This is a genomic window from Halorubrum tibetense, from assembly GCF_055396225.1.
The window spans coordinates 12611-34835 of the sequence record NZ_AP043742.1; the positions used below are offsets into that span (position 1 = coordinate 12611).

The 22225-nt window shown below is 67.0% G+C and carries 22 protein-coding genes and 1 tRNA gene; 14 read left to right on the forward strand and 9 right to left on the reverse strand.

The genetic code is table 11. The annotated features are described in order from the left end of the window. Positions 1–94 precede the first annotated feature (94 nt). Entirely contained in the window at positions 95–466 is a 372-nt protein-coding gene (locus ACZ5TV_RS00060) for a DUF5658 family protein (RefSeq protein WP_379782025.1), read from the reverse strand. Positions 467–672: 206 nt separating this feature from the next. Here ACZ5TV_RS00060 and nth point away from each other — a divergent pair, with 206 nt between their 5' ends. The 6 genes from nth (at position 673) to ACZ5TV_RS00090 (ending at position 5258) form a co-directional block, all read left to right on the forward strand. Further along, positions 673–1356 carry an endonuclease III gene (nth, locus tag ACZ5TV_RS00065; protein WP_379782023.1) on the forward strand — a complete coding sequence of 228 codons (684 nt, stop codon included), beginning with the start codon at positions 673–675 and terminating at the stop codon, positions 1354–1356. A gap of 306 nt (positions 1357–1662) precedes the next feature. Further along, the gene (locus ACZ5TV_RS00070) at positions 1663–2229 is read left to right on the forward strand and encodes a DoxX family protein (RefSeq protein ID WP_379782021.1); all 567 of its coding nucleotides are present in this window, start codon (positions 1663–1665) and stop codon (positions 2227–2229) included. A 143-nt stretch (positions 2230–2372) separates the two neighbouring features. Then, positions 2373–3452, forward strand: a complete 1080-nt coding sequence (locus tag ACZ5TV_RS00075; protein ID WP_379782019.1) for a glutamate--cysteine ligase — start codon at positions 2373–2375, stop codon at positions 3450–3452. A gap of 66 nt (positions 3453–3518) precedes the next feature. Continuing rightward, on the forward strand, positions 3519–4142 hold the full coding sequence (locus tag ACZ5TV_RS00080; protein WP_379782017.1) for a helix-turn-helix domain-containing protein: 624 nt from the start codon (positions 3519–3521) through the stop codon (positions 4140–4142). A gap of 109 nt (positions 4143–4251) precedes the next feature. Beyond that, a complete protein-coding gene (locus ACZ5TV_RS00085; RefSeq protein ID WP_379782015.1) occupies positions 4252–4746 on the forward strand; it encodes a phosphopantetheine adenylyltransferase in 495 nt (164 codons plus the stop codon). Continuing rightward, on the forward strand, positions 4743–5258 hold the full coding sequence (locus ACZ5TV_RS00090) for a hypothetical protein (RefSeq protein ID WP_464383975.1): 516 nt from the start codon (positions 4743–4745) through the stop codon (positions 5256–5258). The genes ACZ5TV_RS00085 and ACZ5TV_RS00090 overlap by 4 nt, the downstream gene beginning before the upstream one ends. 24 nt (positions 5259–5282) lie before the next feature. Here ACZ5TV_RS00090 and ACZ5TV_RS00095 read toward each other — a convergent pair whose 3' ends face one another. From ACZ5TV_RS00095 to ACZ5TV_RS00120, 6 genes are all read right to left on the reverse strand, one after another. Beyond that, positions 5283–6737: an FAD-dependent oxidoreductase gene (locus ACZ5TV_RS00095; protein WP_464383976.1), complete on the reverse strand. Its 1455-nt coding sequence runs from the start codon at positions 6735–6737 to the stop codon at positions 5283–5285. Between the two features lie 44 nt (positions 6738–6781). After that, positions 6782–8083: an RNA-guided endonuclease InsQ/TnpB family protein gene (locus ACZ5TV_RS00100; protein WP_379782284.1), complete on the reverse strand. Its 1302-nt coding sequence runs from the start codon at positions 8081–8083 to the stop codon at positions 6782–6784. Positions 8084–8304: 221 nt separating this feature from the next. Further along, a complete protein-coding gene (locus ACZ5TV_RS00105; protein WP_379782282.1) occupies positions 8305–9768 on the reverse strand; it encodes an NAD-binding protein in 1464 nt (487 codons plus the stop codon). 86 nt (positions 9769–9854) lie between these two features. Continuing rightward, complete coding sequence (locus ACZ5TV_RS00110) at positions 9855–12572, reverse strand: TRAP transporter permease (RefSeq protein ID WP_464383977.1); 2718 nt, start codon at positions 12570–12572, stop codon at positions 9855–9857. After that, positions 12569–13069 carry a DUF1850 domain-containing protein gene (locus ACZ5TV_RS00115; protein WP_379782294.1) on the reverse strand — a complete coding sequence of 167 codons (501 nt, stop codon included), beginning with the start codon at positions 13067–13069 and terminating at the stop codon, positions 12569–12571. Before ACZ5TV_RS00115 ends, ACZ5TV_RS00110 begins: the two co-directional genes overlap by 4 nt. Position 13070: 1 nt before the next feature. Next, complete coding sequence (locus tag ACZ5TV_RS00120) at positions 13071–14030, reverse strand: TAXI family TRAP transporter solute-binding subunit (RefSeq protein WP_379782296.1); 960 nt, start codon at positions 14028–14030, stop codon at positions 13071–13073. Positions 14031–14195: 165 nt separating this feature from the next. On the opposite strand from ACZ5TV_RS00120, the gene ACZ5TV_RS00125 reads away from it, so the two are divergent. The 5 genes from ACZ5TV_RS00125 (at position 14196) to ACZ5TV_RS00145 (ending at position 18228) form a co-directional block, all read left to right on the forward strand. Continuing rightward, positions 14196–14269: transfer RNA gene (locus ACZ5TV_RS00125), tRNA-Lys, on the forward strand. A 208-nt stretch (positions 14270–14477) separates the two neighbouring features. Further along, positions 14478–14924, forward strand: a complete 447-nt coding sequence (locus tag ACZ5TV_RS00130; RefSeq protein ID WP_379782298.1) for a DUF2391 domain-containing protein — start codon at positions 14478–14480, stop codon at positions 14922–14924. Positions 14925–15224: 300 nt separating this feature from the next. Beyond that, positions 15225–16178, forward strand: a complete 954-nt coding sequence (locus ACZ5TV_RS00135; RefSeq protein ID WP_464383978.1) for an extracellular solute-binding protein — start codon at positions 15225–15227, stop codon at positions 16176–16178. Then, the gene (locus ACZ5TV_RS00140; RefSeq protein WP_464383979.1) at positions 16175–17014 is read left to right on the forward strand and encodes an ABC transporter permease; all 840 of its coding nucleotides are present in this window, start codon (positions 16175–16177) and stop codon (positions 17012–17014) included. Before ACZ5TV_RS00135 ends, ACZ5TV_RS00140 begins: the two co-directional genes overlap by 4 nt. Positions 17015–17082: 68 nt before the next feature. Continuing rightward, positions 17083–18228, forward strand: coding sequence for an ABC transporter ATP-binding protein (locus ACZ5TV_RS00145; RefSeq protein ID WP_379780723.1), 1146 nt, complete (start codon positions 17083–17085; stop codon positions 18226–18228). Positions 18229–18236: 8 nt separating this feature from the next. Here the strand turns inward: ACZ5TV_RS00145 and ACZ5TV_RS00150 are convergent, their stop codons facing one another. Next, complete coding sequence (locus ACZ5TV_RS00150) at positions 18237–18560, reverse strand: ASCH domain-containing protein (protein ID WP_379780719.1); 324 nt, start codon at positions 18558–18560, stop codon at positions 18237–18239. 208 nt (positions 18561–18768) lie between these two features. Here ACZ5TV_RS00150 and pyrB point away from each other — a divergent pair, with 208 nt between their 5' ends. From pyrB to ACZ5TV_RS00165, 3 genes are all read left to right on the forward strand, one after another. Next, positions 18769–19686 (forward strand): aspartate carbamoyltransferase, encoded by a 918-nt coding sequence (pyrB, locus tag ACZ5TV_RS00155; RefSeq protein WP_379780717.1) that lies wholly within the window; start codon positions 18769–18771, stop codon positions 19684–19686. Next, positions 19679–20137 carry an aspartate carbamoyltransferase regulatory subunit gene (gene pyrI, locus ACZ5TV_RS00160; protein WP_379780715.1) on the forward strand — a complete coding sequence of 153 codons (459 nt, stop codon included), beginning with the start codon at positions 19679–19681 and terminating at the stop codon, positions 20135–20137. The genes pyrB and pyrI overlap by 8 nt, the downstream gene beginning before the upstream one ends. 252 nt (positions 20138–20389) lie before the next feature. Beyond that, the gene (locus tag ACZ5TV_RS00165) at positions 20390–21250 is read left to right on the forward strand and encodes a glycoside hydrolase family protein (RefSeq protein ID WP_379780713.1); all 861 of its coding nucleotides are present in this window, start codon (positions 20390–20392) and stop codon (positions 21248–21250) included. 178 nt (positions 21251–21428) lie between these two features. On the opposite strand, the gene ACZ5TV_RS00170 is transcribed toward ACZ5TV_RS00165, so the two are convergent. Next, the gene (locus ACZ5TV_RS00170; protein WP_379780711.1) at positions 21429–22172 is read right to left on the reverse strand and encodes a ThuA domain-containing protein; all 744 of its coding nucleotides are present in this window, start codon (positions 22170–22172) and stop codon (positions 21429–21431) included. Between the last annotated feature and the right edge of the window lie 53 nt (positions 22173–22225).

Sequence of the window (22225 nt, forward strand, 5' to 3'; positions counted from 1 at the left end):
GGCGGCGCTGACGCTGCCGACGGGAACTCCGTCGACGCGGACTTCGTGGACGCGGACTTCGTCGACGGTTCGACCTCTATCGACGGGAGACAGATCAGCCGGTCGCGACCCACATCAGCCAGACGTTCGTCGTCGTGAGGAACAGGCCGACGAGCGTCAACAACACCGGCGGGAAGTAGTACAGGAGTCCGTCGCCCTCGCGTGCCCCGTGCACGCTTATCCACAACATGACCAGGTACACCGCGATCTTCAGTCCGACGAGCCCGGCTAGCCCGAAGGCGTCGATCGCCGCGGCGACGACCGGGTTCGCTTCGTCGACCTCGGGGACGTACTGGAGGAAGGCGATCGTGGAGACGATGTCGCCGACCCCGTACGTGGTCGTCGCTGCGATCCACAGCGTGTAGAACTTGCGGGGGCGACGAAGGTACGCGGGGTGGCGGCGAGAGCGGTCGCGAGCGCGGGACACGCGAAAATCTCCGAGTGGATCGACCCTGAAACTACCGGTAGCCGTCGCTCGGGTGGGGACCGGAATCGGATCGGATCGGATCGGATCGGAGCGAACCCAATCGGAACGGATCAGAGCGAACCCAATCGGAACGGATCGGAGCGAACCCAATCGGAGGCGGCCACCGGTTTCGGTTCTTTTTACCTCTCGCGGGCGGTGGAACGCGTATGGGAACGCCGCTGGAGCCACGGTCGGAGCAGGTGACGGAGGTCCTCGATCGACTGTACGAGGAGTACCCCGACTCCACGATCTCGCTGAACTACTCGACCCGCCTCGAGCTGTTGATCGCCGTGATCCTCTCGGCGCAGTGTACCGATGAACGCGTGAACTCGGTGTGTGCCGAACTGTTCGAGACGTACCAAACGCCCGAGGAGTACGCGAACGCACCACAGGAGGAGCTCGCGGAGGCGATCAACTCGATCACTTACTACAACAACAAGGCGAAGTACATCCGGTCGGCCTGTGCGGACATCGCCGAGGAACACGACGGCGAGGTGCCGGACACGATGTCCGAGCTGACCGATCTGGCGGGCGTCGGGCGGAAGACGGCGAACGTCGTGCTCCAGCACGGCCACAACGTCGTCGAGGGGATCGTCGTCGACACCCACGTGCAGCGGATCACTCGCCGATTGGGGATCACGGAGGAGGAACGACCGGAGCGCATCGAGTCGGATCTGGTCGACATCGTTCCCGAGGACGACTGGCAGCAGTTTACACACCTCATGATCGACCACGGGCGGGCGACGTGTACCGCGATCAACCCTGACTGTACGGACTGCGTTCTCGCCGACGTGTGTCCGTCCGCGAAGCCCGACGCCGACATCGACCTGGCGAGCGGCGACCCGTGGTGAATCGGAGCACTGGGCGCGGCAACAGTCGGCGCTACCGACGCTGTCAGCGCGGCGGCACCCGCCGAACGTCGTACCGTCTCCGCGCGTCTCGCCCATTCGAATTCGACGTATGTTAGGTTTGTATTTATTATTCAGTATATAATTTTTGATATAAAGTATATAATAGTCTTTTGCACATCGGATGCTGTCGATCACATATAAAGCCCCCAACGATCGGGGGATCTCACGGGATCCTTCCACGGATCTTGGAACTCCCTCGGCTGCTTATGGCGGTATACGGCGTATCCGTAACTGGAGAGAGACACTATGTCCACACAATCACGCAACGAGTTCGGCGGGGAGTTCGGCGGGGTAACGCTGTTGGGGAAGGCGCACTCGCTGTCGGCGCTGTTCCTGGTCATGCTGCGGGCGGTCATCGGCGGGATGATCCTGTTCGCGGGGCTCGGGAAGTTCGCGTTCGTCAGCGGTGAGGCATTCGACGCGAGCGGCTACCTGGTCCACGGCGTGGCCGACGCCAGCCCCGCGAGCGGGATCTACGCGGCGATGGGCCAGACGGCCTGGTTCGTCGAGATCGTGAACGTGATCGTGCCGCTGACGCAGGTGCTCATCGGCGTGGCGCTCATCGCCGGCGCGTTCGTTCGGCTGGCTGCCCTCGGCGGTGCCATGCAGATGATGATGTTCTACCTCGGCGGCTGGGAGGGTGAGTGGCTCGCCCTCTTCGACTCGACGCTCATCTACGCGGTCGTGTTCCTCACGGTCGCGGCGTTCGGCGCGGGTCGCATCCTCGGGATCGACAAGTACATCGAGAGTATCGAGGTCGGCGGACAGCCCCTCGTCGAGCGGTTCCCGGTCGCCCGCTACCTCCTCGGCTGAGCCGGGGACGCGGGAGGCCACCCACCGACGAACCGAACACCCTCGACCCGTCTCGTTTTGATCCGCATTCGACGCGACCAGCGACGACGCCACGCGTTTCCCGTTCCAATCCTTATAAGGACGCGCGGGCTGAACTGCGGGTAATGGAACGCGGATCGCGGGAGGCGTTCGACCGGATGGGAACTCTCGGTATCGAGGAGGAGTTCTTCATTGTGGACGCCGACGGCCGTCCGACCTCGGGAACGGACGACCTCGTGTACGAACGGCTACCGCCGGCGGCGGTTCCCGACGGCTTCGATCACGAGCTATTTAAATGTACGATCGAGGCGCAGACGCCGCTGATAACGGATCCGAGCGACGCCGAGGCGGAGCTCGAAGCCGTCCGCGGGGCGCTCGTCGAACACGCCGCCGAGAGCGGTTATCGGATCGCCGCGAGCGGGTTGCATCCGGCGGCCCGATGGCGCGAACTCGACCACGCCGAGAAACCCCGCTACCGCTCGCAGCTGGACCGGATCCAGTACCCGCAACACCGCAACACGACGGCCGGACTCCACGTCCACGTCGGCGTCGACGACGCTGACAAGGCCGTGTGGATCGCGAACCGGCTCCGGTGGCACTGTCCGGTGTTGCTCGCGCTGTCGGCGAACTCGCCGTTCTGGAACGGTCACGACACGGGGTTGGCGTCTGGTCGAGCCGTGGTGTTCGAGAACCTCCCGAACACCGGGATCCCGTCGGCGTTCGAGGATTTCGACGCGTTCGACCGCTTCGAGCGGCGGATGGTCGATCACGGCTCGATAGACGACCGAGGGGAGATCTGGTTCGACGTACGACCCCACACCGGTCACGGGACGGTAGAGGTCCGCGCCCCGGACGCCCAGCGCGATCCGGACCGGACGCTGGCGTTCGTCGAGTACGTCCACGCGCTCGTCGTCGACCTCGGGGAACGCTACGCGGACGGCGAGTCGCGCCCGCTCCCCAGGCGGGAACTGCTCGACGAGAACAAGTGGCGGGCCCTGCGTCACGGCCACGACGCGTCGTTCCTGACCCGGGATGGCGAGGGAACGATCGGGTTGGAAGCGGCCGTCGACCGGGCGTGTGACCGGCTCGGGATCGACGGGGTCCGCGAGGTGTACGCGGACGAAAGCGGGAGCGAGCGCCAGCGACGGATCCACGCGACCGACGGTCTCGATGCGCTCTGTCGTGATCTGATGTTGGACACCTGATACGGGTTTTCGTCGGAACAGAGGCGACGAGAAACGCTTTTCCCCGCGTAGTGCCGACTGTCGCGTATGACTACGGACGACGCGGCGGGTGCCGATTCCGGCACGGACGCCGGGGCGAACGCCGAGAACGCCGAGGACGAGTCCCCGACCGAGCGCACCAAAGAGGAGCTCCGGAAGACGAAAGAGCGGATCGGCGAGGGCGCTGACAAGGCGGTCAAGGGGTTCGACGACAACGTCGTCGACCTGTTGGCGTGGCTGCTCGACACCGAGACGCGCGCTCGGATCTACGTGTACCTCCGGGAGCACCCCGAGAGCACGAGCGACGAGGTCGCCGACGGGACCGGGCTGTATCCGAGCACGGTCCGCGAGGCGCTCGCCGAGCTCCACGACGAGGGGACGGTCTCGCGAGGGAAACGGGAGGCCGACGGCGCGGGGAACAACCCGTACGAGTACGAGGCCATCGCGCCGAGCGAGCTCGTCCGGGGCGTCGTCGGCGACGTCCAAGCCGAGCTGAACGCCGTGTTCAATCTCGACCGACGGCTCGGAGGAGAGGACGCGGACGGCGACGACGAACCCGTCCAAATTTCCGTCGCGGGTGACGATGAGACGGCCAGCGACGATGAGACGGCCAGCGACGATGAGACGGCCAGCGACGATGAGACGGCCAGCGACGAGGAACGAGGGCACTGACGGCGACGAGGGCATCCGAGTGAGTCGGTCGTCGCCGCCGGCCCGTTTCCGGCTACGGCGTCGACCGCGGTTCGGGATGATTTAAGTCGCGGCCGCGCAACCAACGGGCATGGACGTCGCGCTTGGCGGCACGTTCGACCCCGTTCACGACGGCCACCGGGCGCTGTTCGAACGGGCCTTCGAGCTGGGCGACGTGACCGTCGGACTGACTTCCGACGAGCTCGCTCCGAAAACCCGCCACGTCGACCGATACGTTCGATCCTTCGATGACCGGAAGCGTGATCTGGAGGCCGAATTAGCCCCGATAGCGGCGGCACACGATCGGGAGTACACGGTCCGGACGCTGGAGGAACCGACCGGTATCGCCGTCGAGCCGGAGTTCGACGCGCTGATCGTCTCCCCCGAGACGAAGGACGGCGGGGAGCGGATCAACGAGATCCGGACGGAACGCGGCCACGACCCGCTCGATATCGTCGTCGTCGATCACGTATCCGCGGTCGACGGGGAGCGCATCTCCTCGACACGGATCGTCGCCGGCGAGATCGACGAACACGGAAACCTCACCCCGAACCGCGACGGTCGGGGCGCGACCCGACCGGAATGACGGGCGCTACGGAGGTCCTCCTCGGCGAGACGGGCGTCGAGCGCGCCGCCGTCTGGAGCGTCGTCGGCTTCGGACTGACTCTCGCCGCGTTTCGGGGAGCCGCTCGACTCGGAGCCCCAGGGGCGTGGTGGGTCGCCGCCGGCTGTACGGCGGTCGCCGCGCTGGGCGTGATCGCGTTTGCCCGCGTCGGCGGCGGTGCGATCCCGGCGGTCTTGCTCGCGTACGGTCCCTTCGCGGCTGCACTCTTCGAGACGGTCGGTCCGGCGGTCACGCTCGCGCCCGGTGGTGGGATCCTCGTCGACGCCGGCACGACCGAGGCGGACGTCGCGGTTGTCTTTTCGATCGTCGAACCGTTCGCCGTCGCGGTCGCCGCCGCCGTCGCGGTCGGGGGCGCGGGATTCGTCGTCGGCCGCGGACTCGGCGCGCTCGGGGCAGGCGTCGAGGTCGACGACGGGATTGGGGATGGGACGGGTGAGGGAACGCCCGACGACACCGAGTCCGACGAGGACTGATCGTGGAGTGGGTCGGGGGTCGGACTACGCCGACTCCAGCGACCCGTTCAGCACCTTCGCGGCGACGAGCAGCGGGTCCCACACCGGGCTGAACGGCGGGGCGTACGCCAGATCGAGCCGTTCGAACTCGGCGACGGTGAGCCCCGACTCCAGCGCCGTCGCGACGGTGTTGATCCGCACGGCCGCGCGGTCGGCCCCGACGATGCTCCCGCCGATGAGCCGTCCCGTGTCGCGGTCGGCGACGAGCGTCACGTCGGTGTCCGACGACCCGGGGTAGTAGCCGGACCGCGAACCCGCGGTGACGGTCTCTCGGACCGGGTCGAACCCCGCCTCGATCGCCTCGTCCTCGTCGAGGATCCCGACCCGGCCACACTCCATGTCGAACGCCTTCACCACCGCCGTCCCGGCGATCTCCCCGACCGGGGTAGGGGTGCCGGCGACGGTCGACCCGATCGCTCGGCCGGCCCGGTTCGCCGTCAACCCCAGTGGGCTCCACGCGTCCTCGCCGGTCACCGCGTGGATCGCGGTCGCACAGTCGCCCGCGGCGTACACCTCGGGGAGGTTCGTCCGCCCGTGCTCGTCGGTCCGGATCGCGCCGCCCGGCCCCGTCTCGACGTCCGTGTCCTCGAGGAGGGCCGTGTTCGGTCGGATCCCGACGCCGACGACGACGAGGTCGGCAGGGAACGTCTCGCCGCTGGCCTCGACCGCTTCAATTCGCGAGTTCGCTCCGACGCCGGGGTCGTCATCGGTGACGAGCGCGTCGACGGGACTCCCCGTGTGGACGGTGACGCCGGTGGCGTCGAGCTCCGCCGCGACGCGCGCGCCGACCGCCTCGCCGAACGGCGGGAGGAGATAGTCGGACCGCTGGAACAGGTGGACGTCGAGCCCGCGGCCGTGGAGCGCCTCCGCCATCTCCACCCCGACGTAGCCGCCGCCGACGATCGCGGCCGTCTCGGGGGCGGGCTGGGCCGCGTTGTGGTCGACCCGCTCGCGGTCGACCGCCGACACGTCGGCTCTCGCGGGGTCGTACTCGTCGGGGGGCGCGATGTAGGCGTCCATCGCCGCGGCGGCGTCCATGTCGTGAAGCGTGAACGCGCCGTCGACCCCCCGCACGTCGAACGGCCCCGTGACGGCTCGGCCGCCCGTTGCCACGAGGAGGTCGCTGTACGGCTGTGTAAGCGACTCTCCCGTGGCCGCCTCCACGGCAACCGTCTTCGCGTCGGAGTCGACTGACACGACCTCGTGACCGCGTCGGAGATCGATCCCCCGCTCCGCGACCTCGCTCGGAGACAACGAGAGCAGGTTCGACAGCCGCTCGACACGCCCCTCGATGAAGTACGGCATCCCGCAGTACGCGAAGGAGATCCACCGCCCCTTCTCGAACACGACCACGTCGCGGTCGGGTGCCTCCCGGCGGAACTTGCTCGCAGCGCTCAACCCGGCTGCATCCGCACCGACGACGACGAAGGGGTCGCTCATGACCGTACCACTCCCAGCCAGCACAAAAAGACACGCCCGTCGTGTCAGTGACCCACGACTGAAGTCGTGGGCTTGTCAGTGGACTCCCCTTCTACCGTCGATTTGACGGAGGCGTGGAAATCGCCGTTCAGGTTCAACGTCCCTGACGTTAGCGCACACTGACAGGGTGCGCCTCCACCCGAAGACGTCTGCCCCGAGTGGAGTTTCTTGAGAAGTTTGCGAGCGATGTTCTTGCTCGCGTTGTAGTCCGCGTTCAGTTCGTACTCGCACTTCTGGCACACGAACTGGTGTTTCGACTGTCGATTTGTCTCGTGCGTAAACCCACACGACGAACATTGCTGACTCGTGTACGCCGGACTCACCTGCTCAACCTCGATACTGAACATCTCGGCTTTGTACTCGACGTAGTGGTACAGGCGTCGGAACGCCCACGCGTGGAAGCGCTTTGCGCCAGCCATCCGATCGCGAATATCCGTCAAATTCTCGAACGCGACGTGGGTACAGCCGTGGTCGCGAGCTTCGTCGAGAATCTGGTTCGAGGCGCGATGGAGTTCGTCCTGTATCCAGCGGTGTTCTCGATCGTCCATCGACTGAATCGACAGGTGTGCCGACCGCGTGCCCGCCTGTTGCATCGACCCGCGGGTCTTCTCGAATTCACGGCGTCGATGATTCATTTCGTCCGCGTTCCCGACGAACGCGCCTGTGGAGGTCACGGCGAGCGAGCCGTCCACGTTCAGGTCAACGCCAAGGACTGTTCTGTGCTTGGCGTCTTCAGAAGCAGTTGCGGACTGCTCTGGCTCGTCTGTGGTTCGGCGCATTCGAGCGTGGAGGTAGAACGACTCTGTGGAACGGTCGTACTGTAACGTGGACATACGGAACTCGTAGTCCTCGTTCAGCAGGTACTCGCCAATTGGCGTTCCCTCTGAGTCGTCGGGGAGCACGTAGTCGCATCCGACACGCCCGTTGACGGTCGAGAGGGAAACGTGGTCTCGATGGAACGTCGCACTTCGCTTGTCGTAGACGACGCTCCACGCATCGAAATACGGTTGACTGGTGTTGTCGCCTTTTTTGAGTCGAGAGACACCGCTTTTCGTGGCCTCGATAGCACGTCGAATCCCTTTCTGAACGAGGTTCGCGGTCAACTCCGTCTCGGTGCGGAGTTGGTCGTAGAGGGCGTTCTCGGCTTTCTGTTTTGAGGTGACGCAGTAGTCGTGTGGGTGTCTCCACGCCCACTCTGCGGTGGTGTTCGCACAGTGGAGAAACTGGTCTTTGGTCTGATGGAGGTCGTCGCACCGCTCTGTGGGTACGTCGAGTTTGACCTTGACGGTGCGAATCACGTCCTCCATCCGTATTTCACATATCAGATTGGCTCTTTATAAATTCTACGACGAGCGTGGGGGAGTCGGCGGGCTATCGCTCGTGGGTTGATTCGAGGCTTGTCGGATTCCTCCCACGGCTAAATCCGTGGGCTTCCTCCTTGTATTCGTGTGACTGCGGTACCCGATCGGTACGGGCCAGGGGCGGATCCGACCAAGGGTCGTTTCCGCCCGATAGGTGCGACCCCGGCCTACGACGAGCCGTTCCCGCCTTCCGTACCGCCTTCGACGCCGAGCGCGTCGAACAGCTTCCGGCGGACGGCCTCCTCGGTGAGGTGGAGCAGCGTGTCGCGGTTCCCGCCGCTCGCCTCGATCCCGGTGAAGATGCCGAGCGGGATCTCGACCGACCCCTGCGTGGAGTGGCCGGCCGCGTCACCCATCTCCGCGAACGCCTCCTGCAGGACGTTACCGATGTTGAGCCGGATGTCCTTCGAGCGGGTGGCGAGGTAGATGTGGTCGTCGGCGATCCCGAGGACAGCCGTCGTCGTGATCCCCTCCAGGTTGAGCAGGTGTTGGGCCGCCTGCGCGAGCGCCTCGCGGTCGCGAATGAATCCGGCAGTCGAGAACAGATGGCTCCCCTGCACCTGCCGGTTCTGGATCGCCTCCGCGAGCACGTCCAACGTCTCGGGGCTCATCGACGGCGACTCCACCTGTTCGAGCGTGTCGTGGTTCGCGAACGGGTGGAGGTAGGCGGCCGCGGTGAGGTCCGCGGGAGTGGTGTCGCGTTTGAAATCCAGCGTCTCGGCGCGGATCCCGTACAACAGCGCAGTCGCGACCGCCTCGCTCGGCGACTGATCGAACTCCTGGAGGTATTTCGTGAGGATCGTCGAGGTCGAGGAGACGTTGGTCCGCACGTCGACGAACCGGGCGTCGGGCGGCGCGTCGGACTCGAGGTGGTCGATGTAGATATCGAGTGCTACGTCGGGGCCCACGTCGTTCTCGGCGGACTTCGCGAGGTCGACGGCGGCGACGGTCTCGTACTCCGACAGCGGCGGGGCGTCCGACCGCGAGAGGAGGTCGATCCCGAGGAGGTTGACGAACGCTCGGTTCTCTTGGTGGCCCACGTCGCCGAAGTAGAGGATATCGGCTTCGACGCCGAACGCCTCGGCGATCGCCTGAAGCGCCGTGGCGGAGGCGATGGAGTCGGGCTCCGGGTTGTCGTGGGTGAGGATCGCCATCCGGCCGCCGCCGTCCTCGATTATCTCCGCGAGTTGGCGAGCCATATACTCCAGCTCGCCGGTTTCGAGCGACTGGAGCGCGCTGTCGGCGATCACCGTCGACGGGTTGATCACGACATCCGCGCCACGCTCGCGGAGCTCGTCCTCGCTCACGGGGTCCGAGGCGCGGACGACGACGTACTGGTCGCCGCCGACCTCGCGGATCGCGGAGACGGCCGCCTTGTTCGCCTCGACGTCGGACGCGAGGATCAACACGATGTCGCGGTCATCGACCACGTCGACGACATCGGGGTCCGAGATGTCCTGTACCCGGGCGTTGAGATCCTGGTCACGGAGTGCCTCGACCCGGCTCTCGTCGCGGTCGAGGATGAGCACGTCCTTGCCACGGTCGGAGAGCGACTCCGCGACCGCGTGGCCGACGCTCCCGCAGCCGAGGATCGCGTACCGCGTTCGTGCCGAACCGGATGCGCCACTCATTACGACTGATTTCCCCGGGACGACACTTAACGAGTGCGCTCTCCTCGCCCACGGTTCGAAGTCGAAACCCCTGCTCAGTGGCGCGATCAGGACGCCGTCGACTCCGAGGCCGATTCGTCGGATGACTCGACTCTGTCGCCGGCGGCGGGCTCTGCGGCAGCCCGTCTGCGGTTACGAACCAACCCGGCGACGAGCATGACACCCCCGACTCCGCGGAGGATCAGGTCGTTAGTCAAGGTGTACAGCGCCACGTCGACCCCGAAGAGGCCAATCCCCGTACTCAGCGGCAGCAGCACCATGCCCGGAACCGACAGCAACACTGCCGCCACCAGCAACAGCGCCCGCGAGACGCGAGAGACATCGGCGTGGTAGTAGCCGATAATCGCGACCCCAAGCGCGTACACGCCCGCGAACATGGCGACGATCGGTGCGACGACCTCGGGGAGGAAGAATCCGAGGTCGGTGATGTCGGCCATCGTGATGATAGACGCGTCCTCTTCTCGCGACCGGAGCAGCAGGATTCCCGGCGCGAACACGAACGCGAACGGAACCAGTATCTTGTTCAGCGAGAGGAGAAACGCCGTCTTTCCGGTCTCGAACGGATCCGACTTCGCTATGCCGGCGGCCGCGTACGCCGCCACCATCACCGGCGGCGTCACGTCGGCCATCAGCCCGAGGTAGAGCACGAACAGGTGCACGGCGAGGATCGCGATCCCGAACTCGGGAAGGACGGGACCGAGCAGCACCACGATGATGATGTACATCACCGTCGTCGGCATTCCCATCCCGACGATGACGGAGGCGATCCCGGCGAGGATCAACAGGAGGACGAGCGACCCGCCACTCACGTCGAGGATGAGCGCCCGGAGGCTCCCGCCCAGTCCCGTGATCCCGATGACGCCGGGGATGATGCCGGCGGCGGCGACTGCAATGACGACGATCGTCGCCGTCCGCGCGCCGTTGTCCATCGATTTGAGGACGAACGCGGCGAACCGACCGGCACGCGAGTCTGCGGCAGTGCGGCCCGTCCGTTCGTCGAACGACGCCGCCGACTCCTCGACGGAGTCGTCGAGGTCGAGGAGCGGGGCGTCACCGCGGGGGTCGAGGACGAGGAAGAGGACGCCGATGGCCGTCGCGACCGTCGGGAGCGAGCCGGCGGCCCCCCGGAGCGCCTCGACGGCGGAGACCGACACCGGGTCCGCGGGCATCCCCGCAAAGAGGATCTCGACGGGGGTAGCGCCCGCGTAGTACAGCGATACCGCGAACAGGACGAACCCGCCGGCGACGCCGCCGACGATCGCCGGCCCGGTCCGCTCGTTGTACGCGGCGACCAGCGCGATCAGCGCGACGGTCGCGGCGATGGTGAGCCATCCCGCACGCCCCACCGAGAGCCGGGCGATCACGAGGTAGTACAGGAGGAGCCCGAGCGGGACCAGATAGAACCAACCCCGGCGCATGTGCGGGCCGATGTCGAGCAGCTCGCTCCGTGCGAGCCCGCCGATCCCCTCCTTGGCCGCCTCGAAGTGGACCATCACCCACATCCCGAAGAAGAACGCGAGCGCCGGCAGCGTCGCCGCGATGACGACCTCCCGGAACGGGGTCGCCGTGTATTCGACGATGAGGAACGCGGCCGCTCCCATCACCGGCGGGAGGATCTGACCGCCCGAGGAGACGGACGACTCCACCGCACCGGCGAACTCCGGCGAGTAGCCGGAGCGTTTCATCAACGGGATCGTCAACGCGCCGGTCGTGACCGTGTTCGCCACCGACGAACCCGACAACATCCCCATGAACCCGGAGGAGACGACACTGGCTTTGGCCGGGCCACCCTTGCGGGTGCCCGTGATCGAGTACGCGAGATCGATGAACCACTTGCCCGCGCCGGACATCTCCAGAAACGCGCCGAAGAGGATGAAGATGTAGATGAACCGGACCGAGACGCCCACGGGCACGCCGAGGATCCCCTCGACGGTGTACCAGAGGTTCTGGACGATCTGATCCCAGCGGAGCTGTGAGGTCGAGAACGTGCCGAGCCCGGGGACGCCACGGGGGATCAGGTAGCCGTACTTGGCGTACAACAGGAACGCAGCGACGAGCAGCGTGAGCAGCAGCCCGAGCGCGCGGCGCGTCGCCTCCAGCACGAGCAGGATGGCGAGAACACCCATCAGATACGCGAGCGGGTACTCGGCGAACGGCCCCAGTTCTAGCGGGGCGAAGACGGGGTACACCTCACCGAGCGTTCCGGCCCCGCCCAGGCCGCGAACCCGGACCACGTTCGTCACTTCGTCGTACCGGGTGACGTAGTAGAACGTCGGCAGCAGCGAGAGCGCGATAAGTGCCAAGTCGGAAGGTGTGATCCGATCGGAATCGCGGTCGACGAACACCCAGCGAACCGCCCTCCGAACCCGGTCGGCCGCCCGCGTGAGCGGCCCGTCGCCGGACCGGTCACGGAGGACCGACGGGAGCGCCTCGATCCGGCGCGTGATCGGTCCGTTCCCGGTCGATCCCGGGAACAGGAGGAACGCGAGGATCAGCGCGAAGTTGACGTGGATCGCCCGGATCTGCAGCTGGGCGAGCGCCCCGATCCGGATCGTGTCGTATCGGGGGATCGGGATCTCGAAGACGAACCCGCGGGCGGCGATCCACAGCTGGAACGCCGAAAACGTGATCCCGATGACCGCGACCGCGACGGCGGCGGCCCCGCGAAGGGTGCGGCGTTTGTCGATCTCCTCGAACACCTCGTCGGCGGCGGTCGAGGAATCGGGGTCCGGAAGCGACGCGCTGCCCGCGCTGGGGGTGGTCACGACGGCCACCCGAAGCGGTTCTCGATCGTTACCTCCACGGCACCGCCCCCGCTCAGCGCCGTGATGTCGTACCGGTTCTCGCCAACGATCAGGTCGTGGTCTGCGGTCGAACCGGTCATGATACGTAGTGACTCGTATTCTGAACGGGGCGGGTGATATACGTATCGTCCGTCACGGATCGTCACCTCGGCGTGTGACGGCAACCCCGCGCCGAAGGAGCTGAACTCCATCCGGGTCATCACGAGCCGGCCGTCCTCGTGGACGTACACGTCACGCACGAGCGTTCGCTCGACGCTGTGGGTGTATTCGAGCACGACCTCGTCGCCGTCGTGTATCGGGGCGACTACCAGCTCTTGGCCGTCGGTGTCGGTCACGACGACCGTCGGCTCGCCGGCGAGCGTATCGAGGCCGTCGACAGCGAAAAACGCGATACTCAGGGCCACGAGCAGGACGACGCCGACGCCGACGACCGTCGATGCCCGCGACCGGGGGAGCACGCTACTCGAAGTAGCGGGCCGCGCCCTCGTGGAGGTCGATCGACATCCCGTCCTGTGCGGAGTCGCGGTTGATGAAGTCGGTCTTGATCGACAGCCGGTCGACGTTCTCGAAGATGGCCTCGCTGACGTCCTCGACGATGTCCGCGCTGTACTCCTCGCGGGTCGCGATCATCGCCTGCACGGAGACGGTGTCGACGTCGGCGTCGATCCCCTCGTAGGTGCCGGCCGGGATGGTGTCGTCGGCGAACCATGAGGCGTCCGCACGGGCCGCCTCGCGCTCGTCGGCCGACATGTTCAGGATCTCGATGTCCGCGGTCGTCGCGAGCTCCTCGACCGCGCCGACGGGCCAGCCGCCGACGACGAACGCCGCGTCGACGTCGCCGTCGCGGATCTGGTCGGCCGCCTGTGTGAAGTCGGTGTTCTGCTCGTCGAAGTCGTCGGGGGTGATCCCCGCGACCGATTCGAGGATCTGGAGCGCGTTCACCTGCGTGCCGGAGCCAAGGTCGCCGGTGTTGACCGGCCGCCCTTCCAGGTCCGCGAGGGAGTCGATGCCGGCGTCCGGGTCGATGATCACGTGGATCGTCTCCGGATACAGCGTTGCGACGCCCCGGAGGTTCTCGATCGGCTCGCCCTCGAACGCGTCCAGCCCGGTGCCGTTGGCGGCGAAGAAAGCGACGTCGTTCTGGATCAGCGCGAAGTCGGCGTCACCGTTGCCGAGGCTGCCGACGTTCTCGACGGACGCGCCCGTGGAGGAGACCTCCATATTGTAGTCGGTGACGTCCTCGACGATCCCCTCGAACTCGCCGGAGAGCGGGAAGTACGTCCCGCCTGTGCCGCCGGCGTGCCAGCGGATCGTCTCGGTGTCGTCGGCACAGCCCGCGAGGCCGATCATTCCGGCCGCTGCTGCTCCTTTAAGTACTGTGCGCCGGTCGATCCGACCGTCGATCATGTCGTCTTTCATACGACACACCTTAGCCACGTGTGTTGATAACGATTTCCCCTCTGTCCGAGAGAGGCGTTTTTCGCGGGTTTTGAGGCCTGATATCGTCTTTTCGGGCTGGAGAGGGACCCGAGGGGGCGGGCGAATGAAAAGGCCTTTTACCGTGACCGCGGTACGACACGATGAGGGCCGGTAGCTCAGTTAGGGAGAGCGACGGACTCTTAATCCGTCGGTCGCGTGTTCAAATCGCGCCCGGCCCGTGCAACGAGCCGATGAGCGTAGCGAATCGGCAAGTGAACCGGCAGGCACAGTTTTTCCGAGAGCAGTCGCGAGCACAGCGAGCGACTCGGAAACGGTCGGAGTGAGGCGATAAACCGAGACGACCGCGAGAGTCACGGCTCCGCGCCCGGTGCTAACCGTAACCGGGCTATCAGTCGATACTTCAACCCCTGTGACCGTTAGGAGCGTATGAAAGTACCGCGACCACGACGTCCACGGAAGTTCCGGGTGGCTGACTCGGCCCAGCAGATCGTCGGGGGGTTTCTCCTCGCCGGCCCGTTCGTGGTGACCGAGGAGGTCTGGCTGTTAGCGGAGAACATGAGTCTCCTCCAGGCGATCGCGACGATCGGCGTCGTCTGCGGCATCGGATACGCGACACTATATAAAGCGGACACGAACCGGGACCCGTCCGATGAACAGCGGATCGGCAGGGTACCGGTCAGGTTCCTCTCGTTGATGCTGGTCGCGTTCGGATCGGTGACGATCCTGGCGCTGCTGTTCGATGCGCCGGACACGTTCCTCGGATCCGTCGACTCCAACCGCGAGATAGCACTCATCACGTTTAAAGCGATCAGCGTCGGCTCCGTGTTCAGCGTCGTCGGGGCGGCCACCGCCGATAGCGTCTTCTCACGATAGCGCTCCCGATCGGGACGTGTGCCGACTTCGGCGTGACGGAAGCGACCGGCGCGGACCCGCGGATGCGACCGTCGGCTCACCGACTCACCGACGCACCGACCCACCCGTTCATGCCGACCCACCCACGCACACCGACCCACCCGTTCAGACCGGTATCATAACCGATCCCCGTTACACGGATCGCGGAACGATCCCCGATCACACCCCGTTTCGAAGCCTGAGAGAAATCACTCGAGGTTGTTTTTTCACCAAATAGGAATCGGATACAGTTATACGGAGCGGGGGAGAGACGGATCGTGTATGGAGACGAGCCACGACGACGACGGGCGGTGGATCAGTCGTCGGGGGGCGCTCGCGACGATCGGGGGGCTCGCGGGCGTGGGTACCGTCGCCGGCTATCTCGACGCCGGCGGCGAGTCGGTGCGCGTGCTGTCCGCTGGCAGCCTGGCGACGACGTTCGAGGACCACGTTGCCCCGGCGTTCGAGGCCCAAACCGGGATCGCCGTTCACGGCGAGTACTACGGGGCCAACGCCGTGATGCGCATGGTCGAGGACGGGACGAAACACCCGGACGTCGTCGTCAGCGCCGACGCCACGCTGCTCCGCGACCGCCTCTACGACGGGGTCACCGACTGGGACGTCGAGTTCGCGAGCAACGCGGTCGGCATCGCGTACGCCCCGGACGTCCCGCTCGGCCGCCGGCTGGCGGACGGCGAGCCGTGGTACGCGGTCGCTCGCGACGCCGACCCCGGGGAGATCGCGATCGGGGACCCGGACCTCGACCCGCTCGGCTACCGCGCCGTCCAGGCGTTCGAGCTCGCCGAGCACGAGCACGACCTCGACGGCTTCCGGGACGCGATGCTCGACCGGGTGTACCGGGAACCGGACGAACCCCAGCTGCTGGCGGGGGTTGAAGCCGGCTCCCGCGCCGCGGCCGTCGTCTACCGCAACATGGCCGTGGACCACGACGTCCCCTTCCGGACGTTCCCCGCCGCGTACAGCTTCGCCGACCCCGGGCTGGCCGACCAGTACGCCACGGTCACCTACACCACCGACGAGGAGGGATACACCGCCAGGGGCCGCCCCGTCTTGTACAACGCGACGGTCATCGACCGCGCCGACGCTCCGGAGGCGGGGCATCGACTCGTCCGGTTCCTCGCCGACTCCCCGGACCTGCTGCGTGACGCGGGACTCACCGTGAGCAACGAGCTGCCGCGAGCGAACGGCTCGGTCCCCCCGCCGGTCGAGCGATGACGGACGCGACCCGATCGGACGGCGGCCACGTCGCCTCCCCGCGCGAACACTGGGTGGACCGGTCCGGGCTGTGGCTACCGACGCTGTTCGGCGGGCTGCTGCTCGCCTACTTCCTCCTCCCGTTCGTCGCGTTCCTCGCGCGGACCGGCACTGCGGACGTCCTCGCCGCGCTGTCGACGCCCGCGGCCCGCGAGGCGGTCCGCAACTCGCTTCTCACGGCCCCGATCGCGACGGCGATCGCGACGACGTGCGGGGTGCCGCTCGCGTACGTCCTCGCCCGCCGGTCGTTCCCCGGCAAGCGCCTGGTCGTCGCGCTCGTGATCCTCCCGCTCGTCGTCCCGCCGGTCGTCGGCGGAGCGATGCTGCTGACCGCTGTCGGCCGGTTCACGCCGATCGGTGCCGCGGCCGCCGCCGTGGGTGTTCCGCTCACGGACAGCCTGGTCGGCGTGGTGCTCGCACAAACGTTCGTCGCCGCGCCGTTCGTCGTGATCACCGCTCGCGCCGGCTTCGCGCGGGTGGACGAACGGCTCGAACAGGCCTCCCGGTCGCTCGGACACGGCCCGCTCGCGACGTTCCGCAACGTCTCGCTCCCGATGGCCCGGGGCGCGATCCTCGCCGGGATCACGCTGACGTTCGCGCGGGCGATCGGGGAATTCGGCGCGACGATGATGGTGGCGTACAACCCACGCACGATGCCGACCCGCATCTGGGTCGACTTCATCTCGGGCGGTATCGACGCGGTCGTCCCGCTCGCGCTCGCCCTCCTCGCGATCACGCTCGCCCTCCTCGCGGTCGTCCAGCGCGTCGGCAGCGTGCCGACGGTGGTCGACGCGTGACGACCCACGACGATCGGCGCGTGACGACCGACGGGAGTCGCACGGTGACGGCTGACGGCGGTCGATCCTTGGCGTTGGAGATCGCCGACATCACTCATCAGTACGGTACCGAGCGGGCGCTCGATAGCGTGTCTTTCGGGGTCGAGCCCGGGGAGTTGGTCGCCCTCTTGGGGCCGAGCGGGTGCGGCAAGACGACGCTCGTTCAAGCGATCGCCGGCCACATCGACCCGACCGCGGGCCGGGTGCGCTTGCGGGGCGACGACGTCACCGACGCCCCGCCGGAGTCCCGCCACGTGGGGCTCGTCTTCCAGCAGTCGACGCTGTACCCGCACATGACCGTGGGCGAGAACGTCGCCTACGGGCTCACCGCGTGCGGGACGGGGCGGGCCCGGCGAGATGAGCGGGTCGCCGAGTACCTCGATCTAGTCGATCTGCGGGCGCGGGCGGACGAGTCGCCCGAGGCGTTAAGCGGCGGACAGCGACGCCGCGTCGAGCTCGCTCGGGCACTGGCCCCGGAGCCGGACGTGTTGCTGCTCGACGAGCCGCTCTCCGCGCTCGACAGGACGCTTCGGGACCGGCTCCGCGACGAGATCGACCGGATCCAGCGCGAGACAGACGTGGCGACCTTGTTCGTCACCCACGACCAGGCGGACGCGATGGCGCTCGCCGACCGACTCGTGGTGTTTGACGACGGATCGATATCGGCGGTCGGCGAGCCGCGCGCGCTGTACGAGTCGCCGCCGACACCGTTCGTGGCCTCGTTCCTCGGCCGCTCAAACCGGCTTCGCGCGCGAGTCGTCGACGCCGACTCGACCGCCGACGCGGCCGCCGACGAGCCGCGTGATATCTGTCTCGACAACCGGACGATCGATCGATGTGAGAACAGGGCACGGTTCCAGCCGGGCGATACGGTCGTTTGCCACGTCCGCCCCGAGGCGCTCACGCTCCGGGTCGAGCCCGGCGGATCGGATGCTACGGGCGAACCGACGGACACGGACGGCCCGCCGCGGTCCATCACACTGAGCGGGACGGTTCGGCGGGTCCGCGATGTCGGAACACGCTACGACGTGACCGTCGGAACGGCCGACGGCGCGACGCTCATTGCGGAGCAAGCGACGGATCCACCGGCGGTCGGCGACGCGGTGACCGTCAGGTTCCCGCCGTCGGCGCTAACGGTGTTTCCCGACGACTCCGTGGACGACTCCCGGCTGTGAGGGCGACCTCACTCGTCGTCGACCCGCGCGAAGCGATGGCGGACCACGTCCGCGTCGTCGTCCCAGTCGAACTGGCCACCGTGGGCGCGGACCATCCGCTTTTTGTACGCCTCCAGCGAGGGCGACCCCTCTCGTTTCGCGTCCGCGTCCGTCATGTCGCCGAGGGTTCGTTCCGTCACCTCGGTCAGTTCGAAGGTGACGCCGTCGACCTCGAACGTGTCCCCGGGGTCGCCGTACCGGTTCCCGCGGTGTAGCTGCGTGACGTCGCCGTCGATCGCCGCCTGCTTTACTCGGTCGTTCGGCAGGAGCGCCGCCGGGTCGTTCTCGGTCATGGGTCCTCGTTGTGTCGCCGGCGACTTATACGCACGGAGCGGTCGACCGGCGTCCGCTCGTCTCTGGTCCGCCGTCGCTCACAAGCCCCCACGCCGTAGCCAGCTGCGGATCTCGAAACCGTGCGTGCGGGCCGATCCACGGCCGTGATCAGGGACACGGATCGTCGAGCCGAGGGATTCAAGATACTGCCGGCCCCCTTCTCCGACGATGCGTCAGGACCACCTCATCACCGCGACACAGCTCTCGCGGGATGACATCGAGGCGGTGCTCGACCGGGCGCGCGAGGTCGCCGCCGACCCCGCGGCGTACGCGAACCGGCACGCGGGGACCGTGCTCGCGCTCTGTTTCTTCGAGCCGAGCACGCGCACCCGGATGAGCTTCGACGCCGCCGCCAAGCGGCTGGGGATCGACACCATCGACATGGGCGACGTCGCCTCCTCGTCGGTGTCGAAAGGCGAGTCGCTCGCGGATACCGTCCGCGTCATCGAGGGGTACGCCGACGCCCTCGTCCTCCGTCACCCGAGCGAGGGGGCCGCGACGCTGGCAGCCGAGTTCGTCGACGTGCCGGTGATAAACGCGGGCGACGGCGCGGGCCAGCACCCCTCACAGACGCTGCTCGACCTCCACACGATCCGGGAGGACCACGGGCTCGACGACCTCACGATCGGGATCATGGGCGACCTGAAGTACGGTCGGACGGTCCACTCGCTCGCGGCCGCGCTCACCAACTTCGACGCCCGACAACACTTCATCAGCCCGGAATCGCTCCGGCTCCCGCGGTCGGTACGATTCGACCTCCACGAGACCGGCGCGCAGGTGCGCGAACACGAAGAGTTAGAGACCGTTCTCGACGAGCTCGACGTCCTCTACGTCACCCGGATCCAGAAAGAGCGGTTCCCGGACGAGAACGAGTACCACCGCGTTGCCGGCGAGTACCGGATCGACGCCGACACCCTCACCGACGCGAACGACGACCTGACGGTGATGCACCCGCTGCCGCGTGTCGACGAGATCGCGCCCGACGTCGACGACACCGAACACGCTCGGTACTTCGAACAAGCACACAACGGTATCCCGGTGCGTATGGCGCTCCTGGACACCCTGCTGGAGGCCGACAATGAGTAACCACGAGCTCCGCGTCTCGAAGATCCGCAACGGCACCGTCATCGACCACGTCGAGGGGGGACAGGCGCTCAACGTCCTCGCGATCCTCGGGATCGACGGCTCCGAGGGGTTGGGCGTCTCGATCGGGATGAACGTCCCCTCGGACCGACTCGGTCGCAAGGACGTCGTCAAGGTCGAGGACCGGGAGCTCTCCCAGTCGGAGGTGGACGTGCTCTCGCTCATCGCGCCCGAGGCGACGATCAACATCATCCGCGAGTTCGAGGTCGCGGAGAAGAACCGCGTCACCCGTCCCGACGAGGTCGCTGGCGTGTTATCCTGTCCGAACCGGAACTGTATCACTAACGCCGACGAGCCGGTCGAGACCCGGTTCGACGTGATCGACGACGGCGTCCGGTGTGACTACTGCGCGACGGTCCTGCGCGCGGACATCGCCGACCACATCGACGTCTGATATTCGGTCGGGAGGTATCACCGAACTCACCGACGCCCACGTCGCCGATAGGTTTTAGCCGGGTCCGATCGAACGGTCGGATGACACGTCATGAGCAAGAAACTCAAGCTCCTCCTCGTGCTGTCGCTCGTCGTCCTCGCGTACTTCCTCTTCGCCGGCGATAAGGAGCCGGTCGAAGTCGAGTAGGCGGTCGGACGTGACCACGCGGGCGGGAGCCCGCAGTTTTTACCCCTCACCCGCGTAGCGACTGCCATGTACGGGGTCGTCACGCGAAACGCCGACGAGGTCGAGATGGAGCCGTTCGATCTGGGGTTTTACGAGGTGAAGGACGTCACCGGCCGGGCGGCCGCGCCGCTCCCGAACGCGGTGAACATGGTGTCGTGTTTCGGGGACAACGCGGCCGCGAGCGAGAACCCAGAGCTCGTGCCGGTGGACGAGCGTGGCGAGCCCGCCACCCGCGACCGCGAGTACTTCGACTGGGCGTACGTCTGTCCCACCCACCCGGAGTACCGGGAGGGGTTACTCGAGATCATCGAGGACTGCGCCGCCGAGAACGACGATGTCCGTCTCGACGACGTGGGGTTCCCCCGCGAGGGGTTCTGTCACTGTGAGCGGTGCGAGCGACGGTTCGCCGAGAGCGACCACGACGACTGGAGCGACTGGCGTGCGGACGTGATCACGGAGTTCGTCGCCGAGGCCGCCGACCGGATCCCCGGGCGGACGCTTCTGACTCTCTACCCGGACCCGTATCCGGACCACCTCCGCGAACGTGCGGGTCTGGACATCGGGGCGTTGACCGATCACGTCGACGAGTTCGTCGTGCCCGTCTACGACCTCCACTACGCGACGACCTACTGGCTCGAGTCGATCGCTCGCGGGTTCCGATCGCGACTCGGCGGCGACTACGACGTTCACGGCGCGCCGCCGGAGACGCCGTTCTCGATCGAACTGTACGCCGTGAACGTCGACGTCGACGACCTGATCCACGCCACGGAGGTCACCGAGACGTACGCGAAGGACGTGTTGTTCGGCTACGACGCCAGCAACGCGGCCGCGGCGCTCCGCCGGAAGGACGCCGACACGCGAGACGGTGAAGTCCACCGGCCGGAGTGAGCGGCGTGAACGAGGGTTTATATACGGACGCGGCGGAAACGTACTCGACCGGCCGCCGGTGCGTGGCACACCCGTCGTCGCGCGCTCTGCGCGAGGCGGCGGCCTTTCAACGTCCGCACCGTAGCGGCGGTCGATTTACACGCTTGAGCCGGCGGCTCGTCGCGTGCCTCCGACCCCGCTAGTGAACCGTCCGGTCGTCGTCGGTGTCGATCGGTTCGATCGGGTCCGCGTTCCCGAACGCCGGATCCGGACCGTCGCCCGGAGCCGCCCACTCGACCGCGTTTCGGAGGACCTGCCGGACATTCTCGTCGCGGTAGATCGGATACGTCTCGTGGCCGGGGCGGAAGTAGAACACCCGGCCGTTGCCGCGGCGGTAACAACACCCCGAGCGGAACACCTCGCCGCCCGCGAACCAGGAAGTGAACACGAGCGCGTCCGGCTGCGGGATGTCGAACCGCTCGCCGTACATCTCCGTCTCGTCGAGCTCGATGTACTCGCCGATCCCGTCGGCGATCGGGTGGCCGGGCTCGACGACCCACAGCCGTTCCGTCTCCGCGGCTTCCCGCCACTTGAGCGAGCAGCTGGTCCCCATCAGTCGCGTAAACGGCTTCGAGTAGTGAGCGGAGTGGAGCGGGAGAAACCCCATCCCGTCGAGGACGTGGTCGTGAACACGCGCGGCGACCTCGTCACGGACCTCGTCGTGGGCGGCGTGGCCCCACCACGTGAGGACGTCGGTGTCGGCGAGCACCGACTCGGTGAGCCCGTGGTCGGGACCCTCGTCGAGCGTCGCCGTCCGGACCTCGTGGCCCGCCTCCCGTAGCGCAGCCGCGATGACCGCGTGGATCCCGTCGGGGTACACCGACGCGACCGTGTCGCTCTCGCGCTCGTGCCGATACTCGTTCCAGACCGTGACGCGTGCCATACGCCGCCTCCACGCCGGATCGTGTTATAAACCGGTGTCCGAGGTCGATCCCC

Bases quoted from the DNA above. Each gene is read 5' to 3' on its own strand.
- nth (WP_379782023.1), top strand. From the start codon at position 673: ATGGGAACGCCGCTGGAGCCACGGTCGGAGCAGGTGACGGAGGTCCTC.
- ACZ5TV_RS00070 (WP_379782021.1), top strand. From the start codon at position 1,663: ATGTCCACACAATCACGCAACGAGTTCGGCGGGGAGTTCGGCGGGGTA.
- ACZ5TV_RS00075 (WP_379782019.1), top strand. From the start codon at position 2,373: ATGGAACGCGGATCGCGGGAGGCGTTCGACCGGATGGGAACTCTCGGT.
- ACZ5TV_RS00080 (WP_379782017.1), top strand. From the start codon at position 3,519: ATGACTACGGACGACGCGGCGGGTGCCGATTCCGGCACGGACGCCGGG.
- ACZ5TV_RS00085 (WP_379782015.1), top strand. From the start codon at position 4,252: ATGGACGTCGCGCTTGGCGGCACGTTCGACCCCGTTCACGACGGCCAC.
- ACZ5TV_RS00090 (WP_464383975.1), top strand. From the start codon at position 4,743: ATGACGGGCGCTACGGAGGTCCTCCTCGGCGAGACGGGCGTCGAGCGC.
- ACZ5TV_RS00095 (WP_464383976.1), bottom strand. From the start codon at position 6,737: ATGAGCGACCCCTTCGTCGTCGTCGGTGCGGATGCAGCCGGGTTGAGC.
- ACZ5TV_RS00100 (WP_379782284.1), bottom strand. From the start codon at position 8,083: ATGGAGGACGTGATTCGCACCGTCAAGGTCAAACTCGACGTACCCACA.
- ACZ5TV_RS00105 (WP_379782282.1), bottom strand. From the start codon at position 9,768: ATGAGTGGCGCATCCGGTTCGGCACGAACGCGGTACGCGATCCTCGGC.
- ACZ5TV_RS00120 (WP_379782296.1), bottom strand. From the start codon at position 14,030: ATGAAAGACGACATGATCGACGGTCGGATCGACCGGCGCACAGTACTT.
- ACZ5TV_RS00130 (WP_379782298.1), top strand. From the start codon at position 14,478: ATGAAAGTACCGCGACCACGACGTCCACGGAAGTTCCGGGTGGCTGAC.
- ACZ5TV_RS00135 (WP_464383978.1), top strand. From the start codon at position 15,225: ATGGAGACGAGCCACGACGACGACGGGCGGTGGATCAGTCGTCGGGGG.
- ACZ5TV_RS00140 (WP_464383979.1), top strand. From the start codon at position 16,175: ATGACGGACGCGACCCGATCGGACGGCGGCCACGTCGCCTCCCCGCGC.
- ACZ5TV_RS00150 (WP_379780719.1), bottom strand. From the start codon at position 18,560: ATGACCGAGAACGACCCGGCGGCGCTCCTGCCGAACGACCGAGTAAAG.
- pyrB (WP_379780717.1), top strand. From the start codon at position 18,769: ATGCGTCAGGACCACCTCATCACCGCGACACAGCTCTCGCGGGATGAC.
- pyrI (WP_379780715.1), top strand. From the start codon at position 19,679: ATGAGTAACCACGAGCTCCGCGTCTCGAAGATCCGCAACGGCACCGTC.
- ACZ5TV_RS00165 (WP_379780713.1), top strand. From the start codon at position 20,390: ATGTACGGGGTCGTCACGCGAAACGCCGACGAGGTCGAGATGGAGCCG.
- ACZ5TV_RS00170 (WP_379780711.1), bottom strand. From the start codon at position 22,172: ATGGCACGCGTCACGGTCTGGAACGAGTATCGGCACGAGCGCGAGAGC.